Raw genomic sequence first — 19,668 nt, 5'->3', positions numbered from 1 at the left:
ACCAATGCGGATACATTTTATACAACACGAAGTTTTTGAAGCACCCGGGGCCTATTTAACCTGGGCGGAAAAACAACAGCATGAGCTCACCTTTTCCCAGGTCTATCAACAGGACCGTCTGCCGGAAGAAATCGATTCCATCGATATATTGATCATTATGGGCGGACCTCAAAGTCCAGATTCATCCCCGTCCGAATACCCTTATTTTGACGCTAAGGCCGAAATCGCTTTTATCCGCCGATGTATCAATGCAGGCAAGGCGGTTGTTGGTATATGTCTGGGCGCACAATTGATTGGCGAAGCGCTGTCGGCAACGTACAGACATAGTCCGCAAAAGGAAATTGGGGTTTTCCCCATCACGCTCACAGAGGAAGGAATAAACGACAGCAAAATAGCACATTTTGGCAGCCCATTACCGGTCGGACATTGGCACAACGATATGCCTGGACTTACCCCTGAAAGTAAAATCTTAGCAAGCAGCGTCGGCTGCCCTCGACAAATTGTTCGCTATACAAATCTCGTTTACGGATTTCAATGCCATATGGAACTTAATACAGAAGTCGTCCGGCTCTTAATAGATGCAGAAGAAGATCTCTTTCTTCAAAGCCAATCGCAGCAATTTGTGCAATCACCTGACGAAATTCAGACTTATGATTACCGCGAAATGAACAGCAAACTTCATACATTTTTAGATTTACTTGAATGTGCATACACGAAAAGCCTAGTAAATAAATGAAGCGTATCTATCTAAACGAGGAGGGTAAAAATTTACAGTAGTAATTCATTCGTTGGATAAAAAATAGTAGATTTGGTGTAACACAAAAAACTATTGATGGACCTAAGACGCAGTCAACTTTTAAAAATGGGCTATCTAGCCCTTCTGGCACTTCTCCTACACGCCTGTGTTTCCCAAAAAGAAAACAAAAATCTGACTTGGTATCAACATCAAGTTATCGAGCAGCTTGTTCCGGAAACTGATTCCAGTTATAGAGTTCAAATTGGTATTATGGCTGCCACCTTTTGGCTAGACAATCAGGATGGTCAACTGGCCAAAAAATTGAACCTCCTGCAACAGAGCTACACGCAACGAAATAAAGTCGATGTCGCTGTTCAGCAAGGTACCAACAAAATCATTCGCGTCACTAAATCAGAATAAAACAAGCTTATTCAAGGCAACACAAATGATTTTGGTACCCACCAATACTTCAATTATAGTTAATATCTTCTGCCTGTACACATCATCCACTACATGATATTCTTTGCTATCTTTTCAATAAGGTCCCTAGTGGCCACATTGTAAATTAAGCGATTTTATTCATTAATATAATTTGAGGCGCTTCCTGCAATTTTTCAGCGGCAACTTTTCCGAATGCTACAATATAAGGTTGCTGATTATGCACATCCAAGCCCGCCTGATCTTCCCAGATTTCATAAAATATAAACTGGTTTTCATCACTGTTTACCTGGTGCAGATCGTACTGTATACAAGCTTCTTCCTTTCTACTTGCTTCGACCATTTCTAACAATAATGCCAATACTTCTTCCCGATGTGCAGGAACTGCCTTTAAAATTGCGGTTAAATATACCTTCATGTTATTGATTTTTATTTTGGTAATTTACTCTTTTCATCGCAATAACGCCATGGATAAAGCGATTTATCGATCAATAAATTCTTAGTTCAACGTAGTTTCCAAATGGAAGACCTCTTCCAAATATTGTTTATATTCCTTTTCGTAATTGTCGACACGTTCTTGAGACGCACCCTTCTCCATATCATGAAAATGGAAGCTTCCCAGATGTTCCAATCCTGCAAACTGATTCATTTTGTGAAAACCGAATAAAACACCAGCATCAACGGAATGCTGATCAAAAAACTCATTTTCCATTGTAAAGGCTGTCTCAGGAGCATTCCAGCTCGAAGTCACCATGTATTTTTTACCATGCATCAAACCTCCGGTACCATAATTAATGGCCGGATTCTTACGTGAACGACCATCATTTTTATAGATACCGTTGTTGTGACCTGCCGTAAAAACTTCATCGATATAGAGCTTCAGACGGTTCGGAACCTGAAACCACCATACAGGAAAATGGTAAACGATAATGTCTGCCCATTTAAAATTTTCAACTTCAACCATTGGATCAAAATCATCGTTGATATTGGTTACCCTTGTTTCAAGTCCATTTTCAGCCAATGTTTCAACAGTCCAATTTGTTATTGTGGTATTGAAAGAACCACCCGAGTGTGCGAATTTCTGTCCGCCGTTGATAATAAATATTTTCATTTCTATAATTTTTCTTATTGATAACACAAATTTCTATCATATTTTTAAATCATACAAATAATTTAAATTGTATATTTGTATCATAAAAATAATAACTATGAAATGGAACTTAGAATGGCTTCGTACATTTAAGGCAATCTATGAAACCGGAACATTATCTGCAGCTGCACAGGAATTGTTTATTTCTCAACCTGGTGTCAGCCTACATCTGAATTCCCTGGAAGCCTTTACCGGCCACAAGCTTTTTGATCGATCTGCACGAAGAATGGTACCGACCGAAAAGGGGAAAATCTTGTACAACTATGTTATTGACCCGCTTAAAAAACTAGAAACCGGTGAACAGCATTTTCACAAGCGTGCATTGGACGAACGTGTCACAATCAGTATCGGAATGTGTTTTGAGACATTTCAATACACATTGGAAGAACATATTGCGCAGCTCCCCTTTAATTTAATTATCAAATTTGGAGAATATCCTCAGATGCAGCAGGATCTTGATAATGGTTTATTGGATCTTATTATTACGCCTCAAAAAGGAAACCAGCAGAATCTACAATACGAAGCTTTCTCAAAAGAGCGTATTGTCTTGATTGCAGGTTGTCAGACCGACACATCCACACTCGAAGCACTGCTGAACGACAATAAAATTAAGGAAGCAGCCCAGCTTCTAAAAAAACAATTGTGGTATAGCACGGCTGCCGATATGGATCATTTAAAAAACTATTGGTCGACACACTTTGGCGAACATCCGGACTTCAGTCCGAATTATATCGTCCCAAATATCAGCTCAATCATACGCTGCTTGAGCAACAATACTGGTTTTTCCATTGTTCCCGACTTTCTTTGTGCCGAAGCACTTGCATCCGGAAAAATAAAACTAATCTGGGAAGGGACTTCTCCGGTGGAGAATATACTTTACTTTGGAACGAGAAAGAAAACCATGTATCAGGAAGAAATCGGTCAATTGGAAACGCTGTTAAAAGAGAAATGGTAGATCACCGGGCAATTTCTTGCCGATAGCCCGATTTCCGCTACTGATGCAGCATTTTGCTTAAAAATTCGGGCGTAACGCCAATATATGCAGCAACTTGTTTCTGCGGAAGACAGTCGATCAATGTAGGATAACGTGTACAGAACTTTTCGTAACGTTCTTTGGCAGCTAGACGGAGATTCTCCATCGATCGACTTTGATAATAAACCAATGCATTTTCGGCAAGTATCCGAAAATAGACATTCAGTTTCGGAATCTCCTGATAGAGCCGATGCAGATCTACTTTGGAAATCATCCATACCTCAGATTCAAATACCGCATCAATGTATAGGTTGCCCGGTTTTCCGGTCACTAAACTATACATATCGCCGATCCACCAGCCTTCGGGAGCAAACTGTTGAATATACTGAAATCCATTTTCATCCACGCAATAACTTCTTAGACAACCCGAAGCGACAAAAATAGCATACCTGCTCAGATCGCCCTCCAACAGCAAATATTGTTTCTTCTTCACTTTTTTGGATTTCACAACAGCCAATAGGCGTACGATTTCATCTTCCGTGAGGTCGATCTCTTTCTGAATACTGTCCAACAATAACTGTTTGTCCATAAATTAAAGCCTGATACACAACAAACATAGATAAATTGATGTTTGTATCCAAAAAAATAGACAAGCAGCGCCTTTTCTACGAAGGGAATACGCTTAGCTCTTCTAAAAGAAATACGTTTTGTTCTTCACCGAAAAGACGCATACGATACTTATATATTTACGGATGGCCGCCCCGAAGCAATGGTATGCGCTTCCTTCAAGACTTCTGAATAAGTAGGATGTGCATAAGACACCCTTGACATGCTATCGGCGGTGATTTCATATTCCAAGCCCAAAACACCTTGAGCGATCAGATCGGCCGCACGTGCTCCAATGATATGAACTCCCAATAGTTCGCCATATTTTGGATCGGCCAACACTTTTACAAATCCTTGTGTATCCATCCCTGCGCGGGCGCGGGCATTTGCGGAAAATGGGAATTTCCCAATCGTATACGCTATACCCTTTGCTTTGAGCTCCTCTTCTGTTGCGCCAACAGAAGCCACTTCGGGCCAGGTATAAACCACGCTAGGGATCCGATCGTAATGTACCTTTGGTTTTTGGCCGTCCATATGTTCGACAACAAAGATTGCTTCTTCTTCAGCTTTATGAGCCAGCATTGCTCCGCCGATCACATCACCAATAGCATAAATGTGGGGAACGGCCGTCTGCAACTGCTCGTTGGTAACGATCATCCCTCTGGCATCCAGTTGAACAGCCGTATTTTCCAGCCCAAGCCCCGTTGTAAATGCTTTCCGTCCGACAGCGACCAAAATATAATCCGCCTGTAACTGTTGCTCGTTACCAGCTCGATCCCTAAAGAAAACGTTTGCCGCAGTGCCTACATTTTCTGTTTTGTAAACAGCCTGTTCAAGCAAAATTTTAATGCCATCATGCAGCAGTATCTTTTTCAAGGCATCCCCCAATTCATGATCCATATTGGCAAGGAGGCGATCGGCATATTCGATAATCGTGACCTCGCAACCCAATCTATTGAATATGGATGCCATCTCTACCCCAATTACACCGCCACCGATAATAACGATTTTATCTGGCTTCTCTTGCAAAGACAACGCCTCTGTTGAGCTTATGATACGTTTTTTATCTATGGTTACTCCCGGAACTGTCGCTGGCTTGGAACCCGTAGCGATGATAAATTTCTTTGCTCCAAGGGACAGCCGCTCCCCCGCTGATGTAGCAATCTCCACCGTTGAATTATTGACAAAAGAAGCCGTTCCATGGATCACCGTAACCTTATTCTTTTTCATCAGGAAATTCAACCCCTGCGTATTTTGCAACACCACTTTATCTTTACGCGCATACAACCGACCAAAGTCCACCGATAGCCCCGTTACCTGAATCCCGTGTGCAGCAAAATGATGCTGTGCTTCATGATAGTGATGTGTACTATCCAAAATTGCCTTTGTGGGAATACAGCCCACATTGGTGCAGGTACCACCCAATGTATCATATTTCTCTACAAGTGCGGTTTTATACCCCAATTGGGCACTGCGAATCGCCGCAACATAGCCGCCTGGGCCAGACCCAATGACAACCAAATCATATTGTTCCATATACGAACTATTTTTAGTTAACAGAATTATTCACGACCAAAAAAGGTCTTACAAGTACGCCCCGCATAGTTGCCATCCAAAAGGCTACGATAAAAATTTCAATGTATACGCCAATCATAACATAAAATAAAATACCAAAAGGTATATTTAAAAACAACAGAAAACACCGTATTATTCATAAATATTGGATTTAATTAAAATCAGTACAAACCTACAAATAAAATACCAATCAGTATATTATAAATAAAAAATTAGATCAAAAAAAATAATATGAAAGTCAATTCTACGCAGAAGAGATTGTGTTTATGTTTAGGATAAAGGCATATTTTTTTAACTTGCTTCCAGATTAGCACCAACAGTATCAAACGATTATTTTCAAATGAAACAGCATAATTACGTCGCCACAATTACGTGGACAGGAAATCGCGGCAGCGGAACCGATCATTATAAAAACTACGAAAGAAGCCATCGCATTAGCATTGACGGCAAAGCCGAGATTGAAGGTTCTTCGGATCCAGCGTTCCTGGGAGACCCCAGCAAACACAATCCCGAAGAACTATTGCTTGCCTCCCTGTCCTCCTGCCATATGTTATGGTACCTGCATTTCTGCTCGGTCAATAAAATTATTGTAGCAGAATATATTGACCATGCAACAGCGATCATGCTTGAAGAAGAAAGTGGAAAAGGCCGTTTTAAAGAAGTTACGCTAAATCCTTCGGTCCGGGTAAAAGATTCAACGATGATTGCACAAGCCATTGAATTACATAAAAAAGCAAGTGAATATTGTTTTATTGCCAATTCAGTAAACTTCCCGGTCTTGCATAAGCCCAACGTCAGCATCGGCACATCCAGCTAAATGAATGAACTTGCTTCTTCACATGATATGCTGCGACATGATATGCTGTGAATTGACAAGAACGGCGATACCTGATCGAATTACGACATAGCTTAGCGCTATTTATTGGCTAGCCGCTCCTGTAACTCCCGACGGAAAGTAATACCGACCGGTAGGGACGTATTATTGATCTGTACCATTCCATGCTCATATTTTATCACCTTATTGATCGAAGCAATGTAAGATTTGTGGATACGGATAAACTTTGATGCCGGCACCTGTGTTAGAATTTGCTGGGTGGTGCTTGCGGTCAAAAATGTCTGGCCCGGAGTGACAATTTTCACGTAATTGCCGAAGCTCTGGATAAAATCGATCTGCGATAATTTTACGTCAATAATACGGCCATCCATGCGTATACTAATTGATTTGGGCTCTTCTTCCTGGGGCGACACAGCCGTGTTATAGGATAAAAAACGTTGAACAGCCTTAAAAAAACGGGGAAATGAAATAGGTTTTAATAAATAATCAACAACGCCATAATCATAACTCTCCAATGCGTATTCGGAATATGCTGTTGTCAAAATCGTTTTGGGTGGGTTATCCAGCATCTTCAGAAACTCCATCCCATTAATTTCGGGCATTTCAATATCCAGGAAGATTAAATCTACTTTGTTGTCCCGAAGAAACTCCAATGCCTCAAAAGCATTATAACATTGAGCGACCAACTGCAGATCAGTACTTCTTTCAATATAATTTACCAGTACATAATGCGCCGCAGGTTCGTCATCAACCACGATACAGCTATTTTTATTCATTGTTTAAAGATTTATAACCAATGACACCTCATACTCCTCTTTTTTGGAATTTGTCGTTAATGTATACCGATTAGGATACAAAAGCTTTAATCGCGCTATTGTATTTTCCAAACCTATTTTCGCCGAAAAAACATTCCTTTTCTTAACGGGAACAGAATTCCGTACATGCAAATATAAGTTCCCTTTTTCAATCTTGATCGAAATATGTACAAAACAATCTTCAATACTGCAGGTTCCGTGTTTAAAAGCATTTTCTACGAAAGTAATCAATAGCATCGGCGCTATCTGATAATTGATATCTTCTTCTTTTTGATAATCAAATTCAATTTTCGTGCGATAGCCTAACCGTTCACGCTCCAGCTCGATATAACTTGAGATAAAATCGATCTCATCATCCATCGCAACAAATTCCCGATCGCTGCTCTCCATCTGATAACGGAGTAGCTGGGAAACTTTAATGATCAATTCGGAGGTACGTTCCGGGTACTTCAAATTAATACCATAAATGGTATTCAATGTATTGAATAAAAAATGTGGATTGAGCTGTTTTTTTAAATGGGACAATTGCGTCTGATTGGAAAGCAGTTCACGTCGGGTCTTCACACGCTGAAAGCGATAAAATTCAATAAATTGGATACTACCCAATATACAGATCAACGAACCCAATAATACACCAAATTGATAATGGAACGTTTTCTGAACAAGATTCTTGTAAAGAAAACAATTCTTGTAGATCACGTTATCCGTTAGCTCTTTTAATATGAGTGCAAAAACCAGTAGTGTTGCCACCGACGCCAAAATATACAACAGCGGTTTATTCTTCTTAAGGAGCAATGGCAACAGGAAAAAGCGATTCAATTGTGCATGCGCATAAAGGATCAAGAAATAGAACACGCCCATCAAAAATCCCTTCCAGCTCAGGATCAAAATCCAATCGTTCAAAGTAAAGAGGATAAACGAAAAGATCAATAGCACGATCTCCTGTATGATCTTGTTCTCAAAAACCTTTCTCATAATCCTTTTTTTGTTAAAAATCTGTTACAAAGTAAAAGTTTTAAGTTTATAACAGCAGAAAAATAAATGACGAATTAAATTGGTCACTTTTAAACGCTATAGATCATTTTAAAGGGACATCACAGTTCATCTCATCGTTATCTTCGTGTCCATAAAATGATAGATAACCTATGCTGAAATTGAATTTAGTGCTGTCATTGGCTGTATCACTTGCGACCTCCTCTTCCTTCGCTCAGAAGCTTACGCTCCGCGATGCCGTAGAACAGGGTATTGCAAATTATGGAAATATCAAGGCAAAGGAATATTATCTCCAGTCCTCCCTGCAGACCAATGAACAAGTCAAACGCGACTTTTGGCCCAATCTGAACATCGTAGCCCAACAGGACTTTGGAACAGTCAACGGACAAAATGGTCCACTGTATGGATTTGGTGGGCTGGGTGTAGCTTCTTCGGGAGCCGCTCTTCCAGAACAAAATTGGAATGCCGCATTTGGTGCGCTTTACTTAGCCAATGTCAATTGGGACATTTACACCTTTGGACGAAAAAAAGAACGTATCGAATTAGCCAAATCCGATACCAAACGACTACAGGCCGATCTCGGTCAGGAACAGTTCCAGCATAAAATCAAGATCGCTGCGGCTTACCTCAATTTATTGGCTAGTCAACGATTGGAAAAAAATCAACAGATGAATCTGGACCGTGCACTGGTATTTTTAAATATTGCTGCCACCAAAGTAAAAAACGGAATATTGCCCGGAGTAGATTCTACACTTGCTTCAGCGGAAGTATCGCGCGCAAAAATCAGTCTCAATCAGGCCCGTGAAAATGTTAAAGAGCAAAACAATAAGTTGACGGTATTGATGGGGATTCCAGCGAAAAACCTCGAAATAGATACTGTTCTGGTTCAGAAAACACCTATACAGCTAACTCCGCTTTCAGGCAACTTGATTGAAAGTAATCCTATTCTGCAATTTTATAAAAGTAAAATTGAACTTGGCGAACAACAATTGAAACTATCAACCAAAGAGTATCTTCCCACTGTAAGCGCCTTTGGGGTCTTTCAGACAAGGGGATCTGGTTTTAAGAGCGACTACATTACGGATTTACAAGCATATAGCACAAATTATTGGCAAGGGGTTCGTCCCAGTAGGCAAAATTATCTCTTGGGATTGGGCATAAACTGGAATCTGACTTCGATTGCGCGTATCAATAAAAAAATCAGTGCACAGCGCTTTACGAATGATGCCCTAAGAGAAGAATACCAAACTGCCGAAGCCCAATTGACAGCACAGCTGGATGCCGCTGATGTGAAAATCCAATTGGCCCTAAAAAGTGATCTAGAAGCTCCCCGACAAGTGTCGGCAGCTCAGCAAGCTTACAATCAAAAAATGACGATGTATAAAAACGGCCTAGCGACACTTGTCGACGTGACGCAGACCTTTTACACATTAAATAGAGCCGAAACCGATCGAGAGATCGTCCACATCAATCTTTGGCAGTCGCTTTTACTAAAAGCCGCAGCTGCGGGAGATTTTGATATTTTCAACAAAGAACTATAAATAACATTACATGAATTTAATACGTTTTGCCTTACGCAAGCCGATATCCATCCTCGTACTCGTATTGGGACTTATTGTCTTTGGCATAGGTGCCGTTCGATCGATCAAGGTGGATATCCTGCCAAAAATGAACCTTCCGGTTATTTATATTGCCCATCCATTTGGTGGCTATTCGCCGGATCAAATGGAATCTTATTTTGCCAAAAACTACGTCAATATCCTTCTTTTTGCCAATGGGGTCAAGTCTATTGAGACCAAGAATATTCAAGGTCTGACCTTAATGAAAGTATCGTATTACGAAGACACCAACATGGCCCAGGCTGCAGCCGAGCTAAGTGCCCTGGCCAATCGGATCCAGGCCTCCTTTCCTCCAGGCTCACAACCGCCGTTCATCATTCGCTTTGACGCCTCATCCCTCCCTGTAGGCCAACTGGTATTGAGCAGTAACAAGCGTTCTAACAACGAACTACAAGATCTGGCCAACGTCTATGTCCGGGCATCGTTTACGTCAATCCCCGGTCTATTGTCGCCACCTCCTTTTGGGGGAAGTCCACGTACAATTGAGGTCAACGTTGATCCCGATTTAATGCGGAGTCACAATATGACACCCGATCAGGTCGTAGAAGCGCTAAGACTAAACAATCAAACCGCTCCAGCAGGAAACGTACGTATTCAGGACAAAAACTACATTACACCAACGAACAACACCATCAAGGATGTAAAAGATTTTGAAAAAATCCCATTATTTAAAGGTGGGGTACAAAATCTTTACTTAGGCGATATTGCTACCGTAAAAGATGGTGCCGACGTTACCGCAGGCTATGCTTTGGTCAACGGCAAACGTTCCGTGTACGTCAGTATCGCCAAAGCCGGCGATGCCTCAACCTGGGAGGTTGTCCAGAATTTAAAAGCAGCCTTACCAAAAATTCAGGAGAATTTACCCGACGACGTCAAGTTATCTTATGAATTTGATCAATCCGTCTATGTCATCAATTCCGTAAAAAGTTTGATTACTGAAGGTGCAATCGGTGCTATCCTCACCGGACTAATGGTCCTCCTATTTTTAGGTGATCGAAGAGCTGCGCTGATCGTTATCCTAACCATTCCGATATCCGTGATCTCCGGAGTGCTCTTTCTGAAACTCTTCGGGCAGACCATCAACCTCATGTCCCTTAGTGGACTAGCCTTGGCTATTGGTATCCTGGTCGACGAAAGTACGGTAACGATAGAAAATATACACCAGCATCTGGATATGGGTAAACCCAAAGCCTTGGCTATCTGGGATGCCTGTAAAGAGATCGCCTTACCCAAATTATTGATCCTGCTCTGTATACTAGCCGTATTTGCGCCGGCATTTACCATGACAGGTATTCCGGGCTCGTTATTTCTTCCCTTGGCCCTGTCCATTGGATTTTCAATGATCATATCCTTCCTCCTTTCGCAGACATTTGTTCCTATCATGGCCAACTGGCTCATGAAAGATCATGCGCATAAAGCGCCACACGCGACCGAACCAGTGGGTTTAAATACAGATGAAGCTCAATTTGCAGCAACTGGACTGACCATAGAATCCGAGCAAGATACCCTAAATCAGAAGAAACTATTGGTGGAACGGGAAGACTTTAACAACGATGGAAAGATCAGTATTTTTGAACGGTTCAGAAACAGATTCATGAAAATGATCGACCGTTTGTTCAAAAGAAAGAAAACCATTACCGTAGTTTATCTGCTTGGAGCAATAAGTCTTGTTGTCATTTTACTTTCCACAATTGGACAGGATGTATTTCCGAAAGTTAACTCCAGTCAGTTCCAAATGCGCCTCCGTGCAGCTGAAGGTACACGTATCGAACGCACCGAAGAAAAAGCAAAACTAGCGCTGGCCGAACTGGAAAAACTGGTTGGGAAAGAACATATCAGCATATCTTCTGTCTATATCGGTCAACACCCCGGACAGTTTTCAGTATCACCGATCTATCTTTTCATGGCTGGTCCACATGAAGCTGTTTTCCAAATTGCACTGAAAGACTACCATCACGATATGGACAGTTTCCGTGATGAATACCGAAAACGCCTGAAAGCGGCAGTTCCCGATGTACAGGTATCCTTTGAACCGATCGAGCTTACGGATAAAGTATTAAGTCAGGGATCGCCCACTCCTATTGAAGTTCGGATAGCAGGAAAAAACAAAAAGAACAACGAGAAGTACGCCGGTAAATTGATCGAGAAACTAAAAGCCATCCCTTATTTTAGAGATGTGCAATTAGCACAATCCATTAAATACCCTTCTTACGATATTAAGATAGACCGCATCAGGGCTGCACAATTGGGTGTAGATCTCAGCGAAGTCACACGATCGCTAATCGCTTCCACCTCTTCTTCGCGTTATACCGAAAAAAACACCTGGATAGATGAAAAAGCAGGACTGTCATACAACGTGCAAGTTCAGGTTCCCATCGATAAAATGAAAGATGAGAAAGAAATCGGTGAAATCCCTTTATTGAAAAATTCAGCGCGACCAATACTGAGCGACGTTGCAACGATCACACCGTCCTTCACCTATGGCGAAAACGACAATTTAGGTGCAATGCCTTATGTATCAGTTACAGCAAATATTGATCATACCGATTTAAAAACAGCCTCCAAGGATGTACAGCGCAGTATCAAAGCCCTTGGTGAACTTCCTCGTGGTTTATCGATGGAGCAAATAGGACTTGGAAAAGTATTATCAGAGACCATGAGCAGCCTCGAATCTGGTTTGGCCGTAGCCATTATCGTTATATTCCTGATGCTATCAGCCAATTTCCAATCGTTCAAAGTTTCTATGGTTGTGCTCACCACAGTGCCTGCGGTTGTGCTGGGCTCATTGATTCTGCTGTTGTTAACCGGATCTACCCTCAACTTACAATCCTACATGGGGATTATCATGTCGGTGGGTGTATCCATTGCGAACGCTGTTTTACTCATCACCAATGCCGAACATATCCGTCGGCATAATGGAGATGCGCTGGCTGCAGCCCGTGAGGCAGCATCCTTACGGCTTCGCCCAATTATCATGACCAGTTTGGCCATGATTGTGGGTATGCTACCTATGGCCATTGGTCATGGTGAAGGTGGCGAACAAGTTTCACCACTCGGTAGAGCTGTAATTGGAGGATTACTATTTTCGACATTTGCCGTACTCGTCATCTTACCGCTTATATTTGCTTGGGCGCAAGAAAACAGCAGTACACAATCGATCTCATTAGATCCTGAAGACAAAGAAAGTAAACACTATATTGCGGCATTAAAACCTTTATCGTAAAAGCAGTATAATCTATAAAATATGAAAAATAATTTGTTCAAAATATTATCTATCGCCGGTCTGATCGCATCCTTAACAGGATGCCATTCGGCTGCCGAGGAAAATGCAAAAAAAGAAAGTCCGGAAGCTGCAGCTCCGGCAATGGAGACATTTGTACCCACCAAACAGAAATTAACAAATAAAATGCAGATTCCCGGGGAAATCACGGGATTCCAGCAGGTCGAGATTTACGCTAAGGTCAGCAGTTACGTCAAAAGTCTCAACGTGGACATCGGAAGTAAAGTGCATGCCGGTCAGCTATTGGCTGTCCTGGAGGCTCCCGAATTGAGTTCACAGCTGTCAGCAGCCAAATCGCGGCTCAAATCACAGGAGGCGGTCTATATGGCTACAAAAAGCACTTACGACAGACTCTTTGAAACCAGCAAGGTAGAGGGAACGGTGGCTAGACTGGATCTTGAGGTTGCTGAGTCAAAAAAGAATGCTGATTTTGCGCAGTACCAAGCCGCTAAATCGGCCTACGCAGAGGTACAAAACCTGTTGAATTATTTGGAAATCAGGGCACCCTTCGACGGTGTAATCGCAACAAGAAATGTCAATCAGGGTGCCTATGTTGGTCCTGCTGGCCGTGGCTCGGAAATGCCCATCATGACCATTCAACAACAACGCAAACTGAGGTTAGCCGTTGCTGTTCCGGAACAATATTCGGGTTTCCTCACCGAAAACCAGCCCTTACAATTTACTGTCAAATCATTGCCAGGGCAAACCTTCTCGGGTAAGATCGCTCGTAAATCGGGTGCCCTGGACAGCCGATTAAGATCCGAGCGGGTAGAAATTGACATTAACAATACCGACAACAAGCTATTGCCGGGTATGGTCGCAGAGGTCGAATTGCCTTTAACATCTCAAGACAGTACTTTTGTTGTACCGAAATCGGCGGTATTTACTTCAGGCGAAGGAAGTTTTGTGATTGCTGTTATTTCGAACAAAACACAACGTATTCCTGTACAGAAAGGACGCAGCATCGATGGTCAGATCGAAATATTTGGTGACTTAAAACAAGACACCAAATTGGTCAGCAAAGCGGATGAAGAGATTATAGACGGAACGTCAGTCAAATAGGACTTTCTACTAATTCCTAAACAAAAGAAAGACCGAACCCATTATAACTGGGTTCGGTCTTTCTAATTTATTCGGTCTTTCTAATTTAAATGCCCATAAATTTAAAGGGTTGGGCAGCCTTAAACAGGTTATTTGAAATCCCATTTATTGCCATCCCTTGCTTCATGTCCAACTTCATCGTCGGAGCCCCTTTCTTTAAATCAAATTTAGCCAGATCTACCCACAGTGTTCCCGGAACCAATACATTCTCAAAATAATAGATTTTATTCTTCTGATCAGCCACGGATCTCCATCGTGTAGACGAAATATTAGGTTCAGATTCCGAGCTTATTCCAAATGGAACCGAGCAGTTGCGGATCACGCTGAAAACACTGGCAACAGAAAGCCGCACATCGTCTGTTTGCGGGATCGCATTAATATAATAGGAAGCCCTCACAAAACGATCAGCAGCACGGTTTGTTCCCGGCAACATAATGGTTCCCGGAATTCCCTGCCAATACCTGTTTAGCGCCAGTTGATCTTCAAAGATGGGCGAGTTTGTCATAACTGTATAGGCCGCATCGTGATGAATCACCAGTTTACCGTTGATGTATTCAAATATAGCATTATCGCCTGTGGCATCTGAAAGCGATAAATGTATGGTCGTAAATTTGGTAGTTCCCGGGATATAATCACTTACAATTACAAATGGCTCATCCTTTAAGGCAGATACTGCTTCACTGACGGTCGCAAAATTATCCAAAACATATTGGGCCCAAGCCGAGATTGCAAGACCTTTTTTGGGTCCCGCTGGATCAAATTTAGGATAGGTAGATTCGACAAGCCAGAGTACATTGGCCACCAATCCCTTTTCATTTAAACCATCGACGGTAGCAATGTCCCAAGCACTGGAAACTACACTCCCATATTGGGAAGTCCATTTCAAAGACTGAGGTCCTACCTCTCCACTGCGCGCTATTCCACGCGGAAACACCCATAGATTGGCCGCGATATCGTCTCTCCAGTCCATGCTCCTTGCCGTGATAACAGTCTGATTAGGCCCCTTATAAACAACGCGTGTACAGGATCGGCCTTCTTTAACGGCAAAAAGGAATACGATCAACATAAATTGTGCAAGATACTTCATATGTATAGATTTTTTTGCGTGATATGACTTTGTCTTGATAGAGTGCAAAAGCACTCCAATTCCATAAACAATAATTTGAGCTTATTGTTTGTCTAAGCTGTACCCGGCATGATTTAATCCGGTACAGCTTAGACGAGCATAATCTATAGCCATAATATATGGCTCTAGGTACTATTCTGCCGCTTTCGGGTCAATTGCGGCAGCAACTGCAGTTAATGCCAAGGCACCTCCAACAAGCATTGCCCCCTGCCCCTTTTTTTCCTTAACAGCCAGCACGTCTCCGCGCTTATTATACAGTTCAATAATATCATTAAGGGCTACTGAACCGGTCTGCCAAAGCTGGGCAGCATAAAATTTTTGTTCCGTAGTTTTAACAATAGCTTTACCATCTTCTAAAATCGAATAACTTAAATAACTACGTAAACTGTATGGAGACTCAGCGCCTTCAAATCGAGCAAGTTTTACCGCAAAACTCTCGCCACTCATATCATACATATATACTTTTTCTTTTTGGGATGATCGTACAATGGATTTAACATCGTTTTTAAAATCAAAATAATGCCCATCCACATAGGCATGTGGTGGGATAAGTACCACATCTTTAGGCAAACTTACCGATCCTGTAATATAACCGTTCACCCAAGCATCATTAAATATAGTGGATTTACTAGCACCTATATCGTAAACCGAAGCATTCATCTTTCCATTAAAAGCAGCTTGTTCAGCAGAATAACCTTGCGTTTTACCATTAATAACCATGGCCGAATTTTTAAGATCCCATAAGATCGGTTTATCGATTTTATTTTCTATTCGAAGGTAAATTCGACCATCTCTGTCGGCGAAGGAATAATCAATTTGTACTGTATCATTATTAAATGAAAACGTTCCCTTGTCTTCATCTTTTTTTACATTCTCCCCATTGAATGTCATGAGATAGTTGGAAGAACAGGCTGAAAGAAAAACAGCACAATACATTAGCGTGAGAACTTTGAATACTTTTCGCATAATATCAGGATATCTTAGTGTAATTACAACGGCACGAGTACTATTGTACAACAATATAAAAAACTATTATTAAAAAAACAGCGAAACGACATAAAATAATTTCCTAATTAGGGTATTAATCGCAAAGTATCACTGTTTCTATCAAAATAGTAAATGATCGTCATAAAGCAGTAAATGGCCCTCTTTTATCGCCCGATATAGGTTTGAAATTGCTTTATATCAGTTTCCATCATAACAGGGATATTACAGGGGGTTAACAGGGGTATAACAGGGGGTTAGCAGGGATAGGTACCCTGTTAACCCCTTGTTAATACCTTGTAAAAAGACTACTATATCCTTCTTAATGGAGAATAGGATATCCGGCTGATAGTAACCATAAATAAACGCAGGAATATCCTCAACTGTTGGTCAGGTTAGCGCAACGAAAACGGTTAAACGAATAGAAGTTTTTTTAACCGGAAAGCAAAAGCTATATTTACAATCAACTAACCCCAATCCAATGAAAGAGAAATTTATCGACAGAAAAGATCAACAAGCCAATAAGATATTTGAAAGAAGGACATTATCCTCCGATTATAGAACAATTATTCCCTTACTGTCTCCTGGCATAGAAATCTTGGACGTGGGCTGCGGTACCGGAACACTCACGAATGAGGTCGCAAGCTATATCGGCGACGGAACCATAACCGGGCTCGATAACACACCGTCTTTTATCGACAGTGGCAATGAGCTTTATGGTAGCACCCAAAATCTGAACCTGGTCTGCAGCAATATTTTTGATTATCAGCCTCCACATCCGTTCGACCTGATTATAACGGCGCGCACCATGCAATGGTTGAGTGATATTCCCCGGGCATTGGGCTTATTCAAATCCTGGTTAAAACCCGGAGGACAAATTTCTATTTTAGACTACAATCACACCGCCATTGAATGGAACCCCGCCCCTCCGGAAAGCATGCTCACATTTTACCGTACTTTCCTGAAGTGGAGAGCAGATGCAGGTATGAACAATCGTGTTGCTGATGATGTCGCTGCACTGCTCCAGGAAGCAGGTTTCCATTCGGTTCAGGTTATCAATGCCGATCAGACCTACAAAAAAGGAGAAGCAAACTTTGATACCAATCTGGCTATCTGGAACAAAGTCGCCCAATCGCGACAAATGGTTACGGAAGGGTATATCTCCGACGAACTTCGCTTACAGGCTATCGCCGAATACAGCCGATGGATCGAGACAGAAGCGACCACCATGACACTTAAAATGAACGATGTACGGGCTAAAGTATAATCTCCTTTTATCCGTTTTCCTCCTACTGACATTCCCCGGGCTGGCCGTAAAAGCACAGCTCAGGGATACCATGATCAATGTAGGCAACCACAGCCTTCATTTTACTTTAATGGAGGGGAAGGGTATCCCCATTGTCTTTGAATCTGGGGGTGGAAATGATGCTTCCGTTTGGAGAAAGTTATTGGAACCGCTATCGAGCAAATTGGGCGCACCTTTAATTACCTATGACAGGGCTGGCTTGTTGCCCACTCCTTCGGTGGTAACTATACGATGAAATTTATAACGACCAATCCCGGTCAGGTTGTTGGCACAGTAATGATCGATATTGTATCCCCTTATTTCATGACCATGGAGCGATCCAAATCATTGAAGAGCGAATATGCCAGTGAACTTGATAAGATCAAAAAAGAAAGCTTAGGGTTCTATCATCTCGTTTTAAACTACGAAGCATCAACGGCTGTTTTACATGAGGTTGCAGGAAAAATCAATGTCCCCATGACTGTCATTGGTTCAGGAAAATCGCCTTTTGAAGAACCCGATCGCAGTTTATTTATTGCTGCCCTCAAAAAATTTGCAGATCAAAAAACCAATAGACGTTATCTTTTGGCTCAAAATGCGGAGCATCATGTCTTTTATGACGAACCGGATCTGGTCATTGATGAAATCGTCAAACTATATCAAAAAACCGCATTCGAGTAATCAAAAAGTCTATCCGTACAACCGATTTTATTTGTAGCTTAGCAAGGCTGTACAACACACAACAACTTATCTTATGGATCATCAGGCCCAAAATGTCATCGATACACCGAGCAACAATACGGTGTTTATGGTATGGAATTTCCACGAAAATGTGGTCATTAAGGATGTCTTCCAACGCTTATGTGCATTGGTTGTCAATCTCAACAATTCGGCGCAGGTACGTTCAAATCTTGTAAAAGCAAGCGTGGTATTGGGCATAAGCCACCATGCTTGGAAAAAGCTTGAACTCAACGAACCTATGCCAAAGGAATTGGTTCCTTTCGAACCTGTCATTGGTCAAAAACATATTGCTGTGGCTACCCCTGGAGATTTACATTTCCATATTCGCGCTTATGAAAAAAGCTATTGCATTGACATGGCCACCGAAATAGCAGCCTTATTAAGTCCCGTTGCCGATTGCAAGGAGGAAGTTCATGGGTTCAGATATTGGGACGGCCGAAGTATCTTGGGCTTTGTCGACGGAACAGAAAATCCCCTTGGTGAGGATCGTGCTTTCTTTGGTATCGTTGGTGATGAGGATGTAGCCTATACGGGTGGAAGCTATTTATTTGTACAAAAATATATTCACGACATGAACGCCTGGCGTTCTTTACCCGTCCCTGAACAGGAGAAGGTCATCGGCAGAAGCAAAGCAAACGATATTGAGATGGGCGACGATGAAAAACCGACTAATTCACATTCGGCCCTAGCCAATGTCGGTGACGATTTGAAAATTGTTCGCGACAATATGCCTTTTGGGCAAATCGCAACAAATGAAATGGGAACCTACTTTATCGCTTACGCCAGCACATTCAGTACCGTACAATTGATGCTAAAAAGAATGTTTATTGGTGAACCCGAAGGGAATTACGATAGAATACTGGACTTTAGTACGGCGCATACCGGCTCCCTGTTCTTCTGTCCAACAATTAATATGCTGAAAGAATTTGCAGGTTAAAAGCTGTATACCACTATCTCGGATCATTTCCAACAGGATATCCCAACGAAGTGCCATGGATCATGGAATATGGTCCCACAAATTTATTTTTAAAACTACACAACAAAAAAAATGGAAATCACTATTATTCAGCTAGGTGACGAAAACATTGCTGAAGTTAAAGGTTCAGGCGTCTTTATCCATAATCTCGATGATGGTCTACAGATTATGGTCGACTGTGGCGCGCAAGAAGCATACAAAGCAATTATTTATCAAGAGAACATCACAGACGATTTCTTCGAACTTAAAACAAAACTTGCCGGTGAAATTCTTCAAAAATATACGCAGTATGGCTTTGACATTGCCATCGTTGGCGATTTCTCCAGATACAACAGCAAAAGTCTAAACGATTTTATCTACGAAAGCAATAAATCAAAAAGAATCAATTTTGTAGGTACGCGTGAAGAAGCGATAACCAGATTTTCAAAACGTTAA

General features: G+C 41.7%; 20 protein-coding genes. 12 read left to right on the top strand and 8 right to left on the bottom strand.

The genetic code is table 11. The annotated features are described in order from the left end of the window. Nucleotides 1-4 precede the first annotated feature (4 nt). On the top strand, nt 5-736 hold the full coding sequence (locus A9970_RS21515) for a glutamine amidotransferase-related protein (protein WP_182983639.1): 732 nt from the start codon (nt 5-7) through the stop codon (nt 734-736). A 96-nt stretch (nt 737-832) separates the two neighbouring features. Further along, on the top strand, nt 833-1,156 hold the full coding sequence (locus A9970_RS21510; protein ID WP_182983638.1) for a hypothetical protein: 324 nt from the start codon (nt 833-835) through the stop codon (nt 1,154-1,156). Between the two features lie 145 nt (nt 1,157-1,301). Here A9970_RS21510 and A9970_RS21505 read toward each other — a convergent pair whose 3' ends face one another. Both A9970_RS21505 and A9970_RS21500 read right to left on the bottom strand, forming a co-directional pair. Then, the gene (locus A9970_RS21505; protein WP_182983637.1) at nt 1,302-1,592 is read right to left on the bottom strand and encodes a putative quinol monooxygenase; all 291 of its coding nucleotides are present in this window, start codon (nt 1,590-1,592) and stop codon (nt 1,302-1,304) included. A gap of 81 nt (nt 1,593-1,673) precedes the next feature. Next, entirely contained in the window at nt 1,674-2,285 is a 612-nt protein-coding gene (locus A9970_RS21500; RefSeq protein WP_115050041.1) for an NAD(P)H-dependent oxidoreductase, read from the bottom strand. A 97-nt stretch (nt 2,286-2,382) separates the two neighbouring features. Between A9970_RS21500 and A9970_RS21495 the strand changes: the two genes are divergently transcribed. Further along, nucleotides 2,383-3,279, top strand: coding sequence for a LysR family transcriptional regulator (locus A9970_RS21495; protein WP_159731605.1), 897 nt, complete (start codon nt 2,383-2,385; stop codon nt 3,277-3,279). A gap of 37 nt (nt 3,280-3,316) precedes the next feature. Here A9970_RS21495 and A9970_RS21490 read toward each other — a convergent pair whose 3' ends face one another. Beyond that, nucleotides 3,317-3,886 carry a Crp/Fnr family transcriptional regulator gene (locus A9970_RS21490; protein WP_115050039.1) on the bottom strand — a complete coding sequence of 190 codons (570 nt, stop codon included), beginning with the start codon at nt 3,884-3,886 and terminating at the stop codon, nt 3,317-3,319. Nucleotides 3,887-4,035: 149 nt separating this feature from the next. Further along, on the bottom strand, nt 4,036-5,439 hold the full coding sequence (lpdA, locus tag A9970_RS21485; protein ID WP_182983636.1) for a dihydrolipoyl dehydrogenase: 1,404 nt from the start codon (nt 5,437-5,439) through the stop codon (nt 4,036-4,038). Between the two features lie 379 nt (nt 5,440-5,818). On the opposite strand from lpdA, the gene A9970_RS21480 reads away from it, so the two are divergent. Further along, nucleotides 5,819-6,295, top strand: coding sequence for an OsmC family protein (locus A9970_RS21480; protein WP_182983635.1), 477 nt, complete (start codon nt 5,819-5,821; stop codon nt 6,293-6,295). Between the two features lie 98 nt (nt 6,296-6,393). Here A9970_RS21480 and A9970_RS21475 read toward each other — a convergent pair whose 3' ends face one another. Both A9970_RS21475 and A9970_RS21470 read right to left on the bottom strand, forming a co-directional pair. After that, nucleotides 6,394-7,089, bottom strand: coding sequence for a LytTR family DNA-binding domain-containing protein (locus A9970_RS21475; RefSeq protein WP_182983634.1), 696 nt, complete (start codon nt 7,087-7,089; stop codon nt 6,394-6,396). 3 nt (nt 7,090-7,092) lie between these two features. Then, nucleotides 7,093-8,103, bottom strand: coding sequence for a sensor histidine kinase (locus A9970_RS21470; RefSeq protein ID WP_088162575.1), 1,011 nt, complete (start codon nt 8,101-8,103; stop codon nt 7,093-7,095). Between the two features lie 170 nt (nt 8,104-8,273). Between A9970_RS21470 and A9970_RS21465 the strand changes: the two genes are divergently transcribed. The 3 genes from A9970_RS21465 to A9970_RS21455 are packed head-to-tail and all read left to right on the top strand — an operon-like array spanning nt 8,274 to nt 14,082. Continuing rightward, the gene (locus A9970_RS21465; RefSeq protein ID WP_182330884.1) at nt 8,274-9,662 is read left to right on the top strand and encodes a TolC family protein; all 1,389 of its coding nucleotides are present in this window, start codon (nt 8,274-8,276) and stop codon (nt 9,660-9,662) included. A gap of 10 nt (nt 9,663-9,672) precedes the next feature. After that, a complete protein-coding gene (locus tag A9970_RS21460; protein WP_182983633.1) occupies nt 9,673-12,963 on the top strand; it encodes an efflux RND transporter permease subunit in 3,291 nt (1,096 codons plus the stop codon). Between the two features lie 21 nt (nt 12,964-12,984). Continuing rightward, nucleotides 12,985-14,082, top strand: coding sequence for an efflux RND transporter periplasmic adaptor subunit (locus A9970_RS21455; RefSeq protein WP_182983632.1), 1,098 nt, complete (start codon nt 12,985-12,987; stop codon nt 14,080-14,082). Between the two features lie 85 nt (nt 14,083-14,167). On the opposite strand, the gene A9970_RS21450 is transcribed toward A9970_RS21455, so the two are convergent. Then, nucleotides 14,168-15,208 (bottom strand): linear amide C-N hydrolase, encoded by a 1,041-nt coding sequence (locus tag A9970_RS21450; protein WP_182330881.1) that lies wholly within the window; start codon nt 15,206-15,208, stop codon nt 14,168-14,170. A gap of 171 nt (nt 15,209-15,379) precedes the next feature. Then, nucleotides 15,380-16,213: a hypothetical protein gene (locus tag A9970_RS21445; protein WP_182983631.1), complete on the bottom strand. Its 834-nt coding sequence runs from the start codon at nt 16,211-16,213 to the stop codon at nt 15,380-15,382. A gap of 499 nt (nt 16,214-16,712) precedes the next feature. On the opposite strand from A9970_RS21445, the gene A9970_RS21440 reads away from it, so the two are divergent. The 5 genes from A9970_RS21440 (at nt 16,713) to A9970_RS21420 (ending at nt 19,668) form a co-directional block, all read left to right on the top strand. After that, nucleotides 16,713-17,498 (top strand): class I SAM-dependent methyltransferase, encoded by a 786-nt coding sequence (locus A9970_RS21440; RefSeq protein ID WP_182983630.1) that lies wholly within the window; start codon nt 16,713-16,715, stop codon nt 17,496-17,498. Beyond that, nucleotides 17,479-17,772: an alpha/beta fold hydrolase gene (locus tag A9970_RS21435; protein ID WP_182983629.1), complete on the top strand. Its 294-nt coding sequence runs from the start codon at nt 17,479-17,481 to the stop codon at nt 17,770-17,772. Before A9970_RS21440 ends, A9970_RS21435 begins: the two co-directional genes overlap by 20 nt. Beyond that, nucleotides 17,769-18,197, top strand: coding sequence for a hypothetical protein (locus tag A9970_RS21430; protein ID WP_182983628.1), 429 nt, complete (start codon nt 17,769-17,771; stop codon nt 18,195-18,197). The genes A9970_RS21435 and A9970_RS21430 overlap by 4 nt, the downstream gene beginning before the upstream one ends. Before the next feature lie 73 nt (nt 18,198-18,270). Continuing rightward, nucleotides 18,271-19,194 carry a Dyp-type peroxidase gene (locus tag A9970_RS21425; protein ID WP_182983627.1) on the top strand — a complete coding sequence of 308 codons (924 nt, stop codon included), beginning with the start codon at nt 18,271-18,273 and terminating at the stop codon, nt 19,192-19,194. Nucleotides 19,195-19,305: 111 nt separating this feature from the next. Further along, the gene (locus tag A9970_RS21420; protein WP_182983626.1) at nt 19,306-19,668 is read left to right on the top strand and encodes a DUF4180 domain-containing protein; all 363 of its coding nucleotides are present in this window, start codon (nt 19,306-19,308) and stop codon (nt 19,666-19,668) included.

This window comes from Sphingobacterium sp. UME9 (assembly GCF_014170215.1).
Taxonomy (GTDB): Bacteria; Bacteroidota; Bacteroidia; order Sphingobacteriales; family Sphingobacteriaceae; genus Sphingobacterium; species Sphingobacterium paramultivorum.
This window is presented reverse-complemented; position numbering and strand designations above follow the sequence as displayed.

Excerpts from the sequence above, each read along its gene's own strand:
- A9970_RS21515 (WP_182983639.1), top strand. The coding sequence starts at position 5 with ATGCGGATACATTTTATACAACACGAAGTTTTTGAAGCACCCGGGGCC.
- A9970_RS21510 (WP_182983638.1), top strand. The coding sequence starts at position 833 with ATGGACCTAAGACGCAGTCAACTTTTAAAAATGGGCTATCTAGCCCTT.
- A9970_RS21505 (WP_182983637.1), bottom strand. The coding sequence starts at position 1,592 with ATGAAGGTATATTTAACCGCAATTTTAAAGGCAGTTCCTGCACATCGG.
- A9970_RS21500 (WP_115050041.1), bottom strand. The coding sequence starts at position 2,285 with ATGAAAATATTTATTATCAACGGCGGACAGAAATTCGCACACTCGGGT.
- A9970_RS21495 (WP_159731605.1), top strand. The coding sequence starts at position 2,383 with ATGAAATGGAACTTAGAATGGCTTCGTACATTTAAGGCAATCTATGAA.
- A9970_RS21490 (WP_115050039.1), bottom strand. The coding sequence starts at position 3,886 with ATGGACAAACAGTTATTGTTGGACAGTATTCAGAAAGAGATCGACCTC.
- lpdA (WP_182983636.1), bottom strand. The coding sequence starts at position 5,439 with ATGGAACAATATGATTTGGTTGTCATTGGGTCTGGCCCAGGCGGCTAT.
- A9970_RS21480 (WP_182983635.1), top strand. The coding sequence starts at position 5,819 with ATGAAACAGCATAATTACGTCGCCACAATTACGTGGACAGGAAATCGC.
- A9970_RS21475 (WP_182983634.1), bottom strand. The coding sequence starts at position 7,089 with ATGAATAAAAATAGCTGTATCGTGGTTGATGACGAACCTGCGGCGCAT.
- A9970_RS21470 (WP_088162575.1), bottom strand. The coding sequence starts at position 8,103 with ATGAGAAAGGTTTTTGAGAACAAGATCATACAGGAGATCGTGCTATTG.
- A9970_RS21465 (WP_182330884.1), top strand. The coding sequence starts at position 8,274 with ATGCTGAAATTGAATTTAGTGCTGTCATTGGCTGTATCACTTGCGACC.
- A9970_RS21460 (WP_182983633.1), top strand. The coding sequence starts at position 9,673 with ATGAATTTAATACGTTTTGCCTTACGCAAGCCGATATCCATCCTCGTA.
- A9970_RS21455 (WP_182983632.1), top strand. The coding sequence starts at position 12,985 with ATGAAAAATAATTTGTTCAAAATATTATCTATCGCCGGTCTGATCGCA.
- A9970_RS21450 (WP_182330881.1), bottom strand. The coding sequence starts at position 15,208 with ATGAAGTATCTTGCACAATTTATGTTGATCGTATTCCTTTTTGCCGTT.
- A9970_RS21445 (WP_182983631.1), bottom strand. The coding sequence starts at position 16,213 with ATGCGAAAAGTATTCAAAGTTCTCACGCTAATGTATTGTGCTGTTTTT.
- A9970_RS21440 (WP_182983630.1), top strand. The coding sequence starts at position 16,713 with ATGAAAGAGAAATTTATCGACAGAAAAGATCAACAAGCCAATAAGATA.
- A9970_RS21435 (WP_182983629.1), top strand. The coding sequence starts at position 17,479 with ATGTACGGGCTAAAGTATAATCTCCTTTTATCCGTTTTCCTCCTACTG.
- A9970_RS21430 (WP_182983628.1), top strand. The coding sequence starts at position 17,769 with ATGAAATTTATAACGACCAATCCCGGTCAGGTTGTTGGCACAGTAATG.
- A9970_RS21425 (WP_182983627.1), top strand. The coding sequence starts at position 18,271 with ATGGATCATCAGGCCCAAAATGTCATCGATACACCGAGCAACAATACG.
- A9970_RS21420 (WP_182983626.1), top strand. The coding sequence starts at position 19,306 with ATGGAAATCACTATTATTCAGCTAGGTGACGAAAACATTGCTGAAGTT.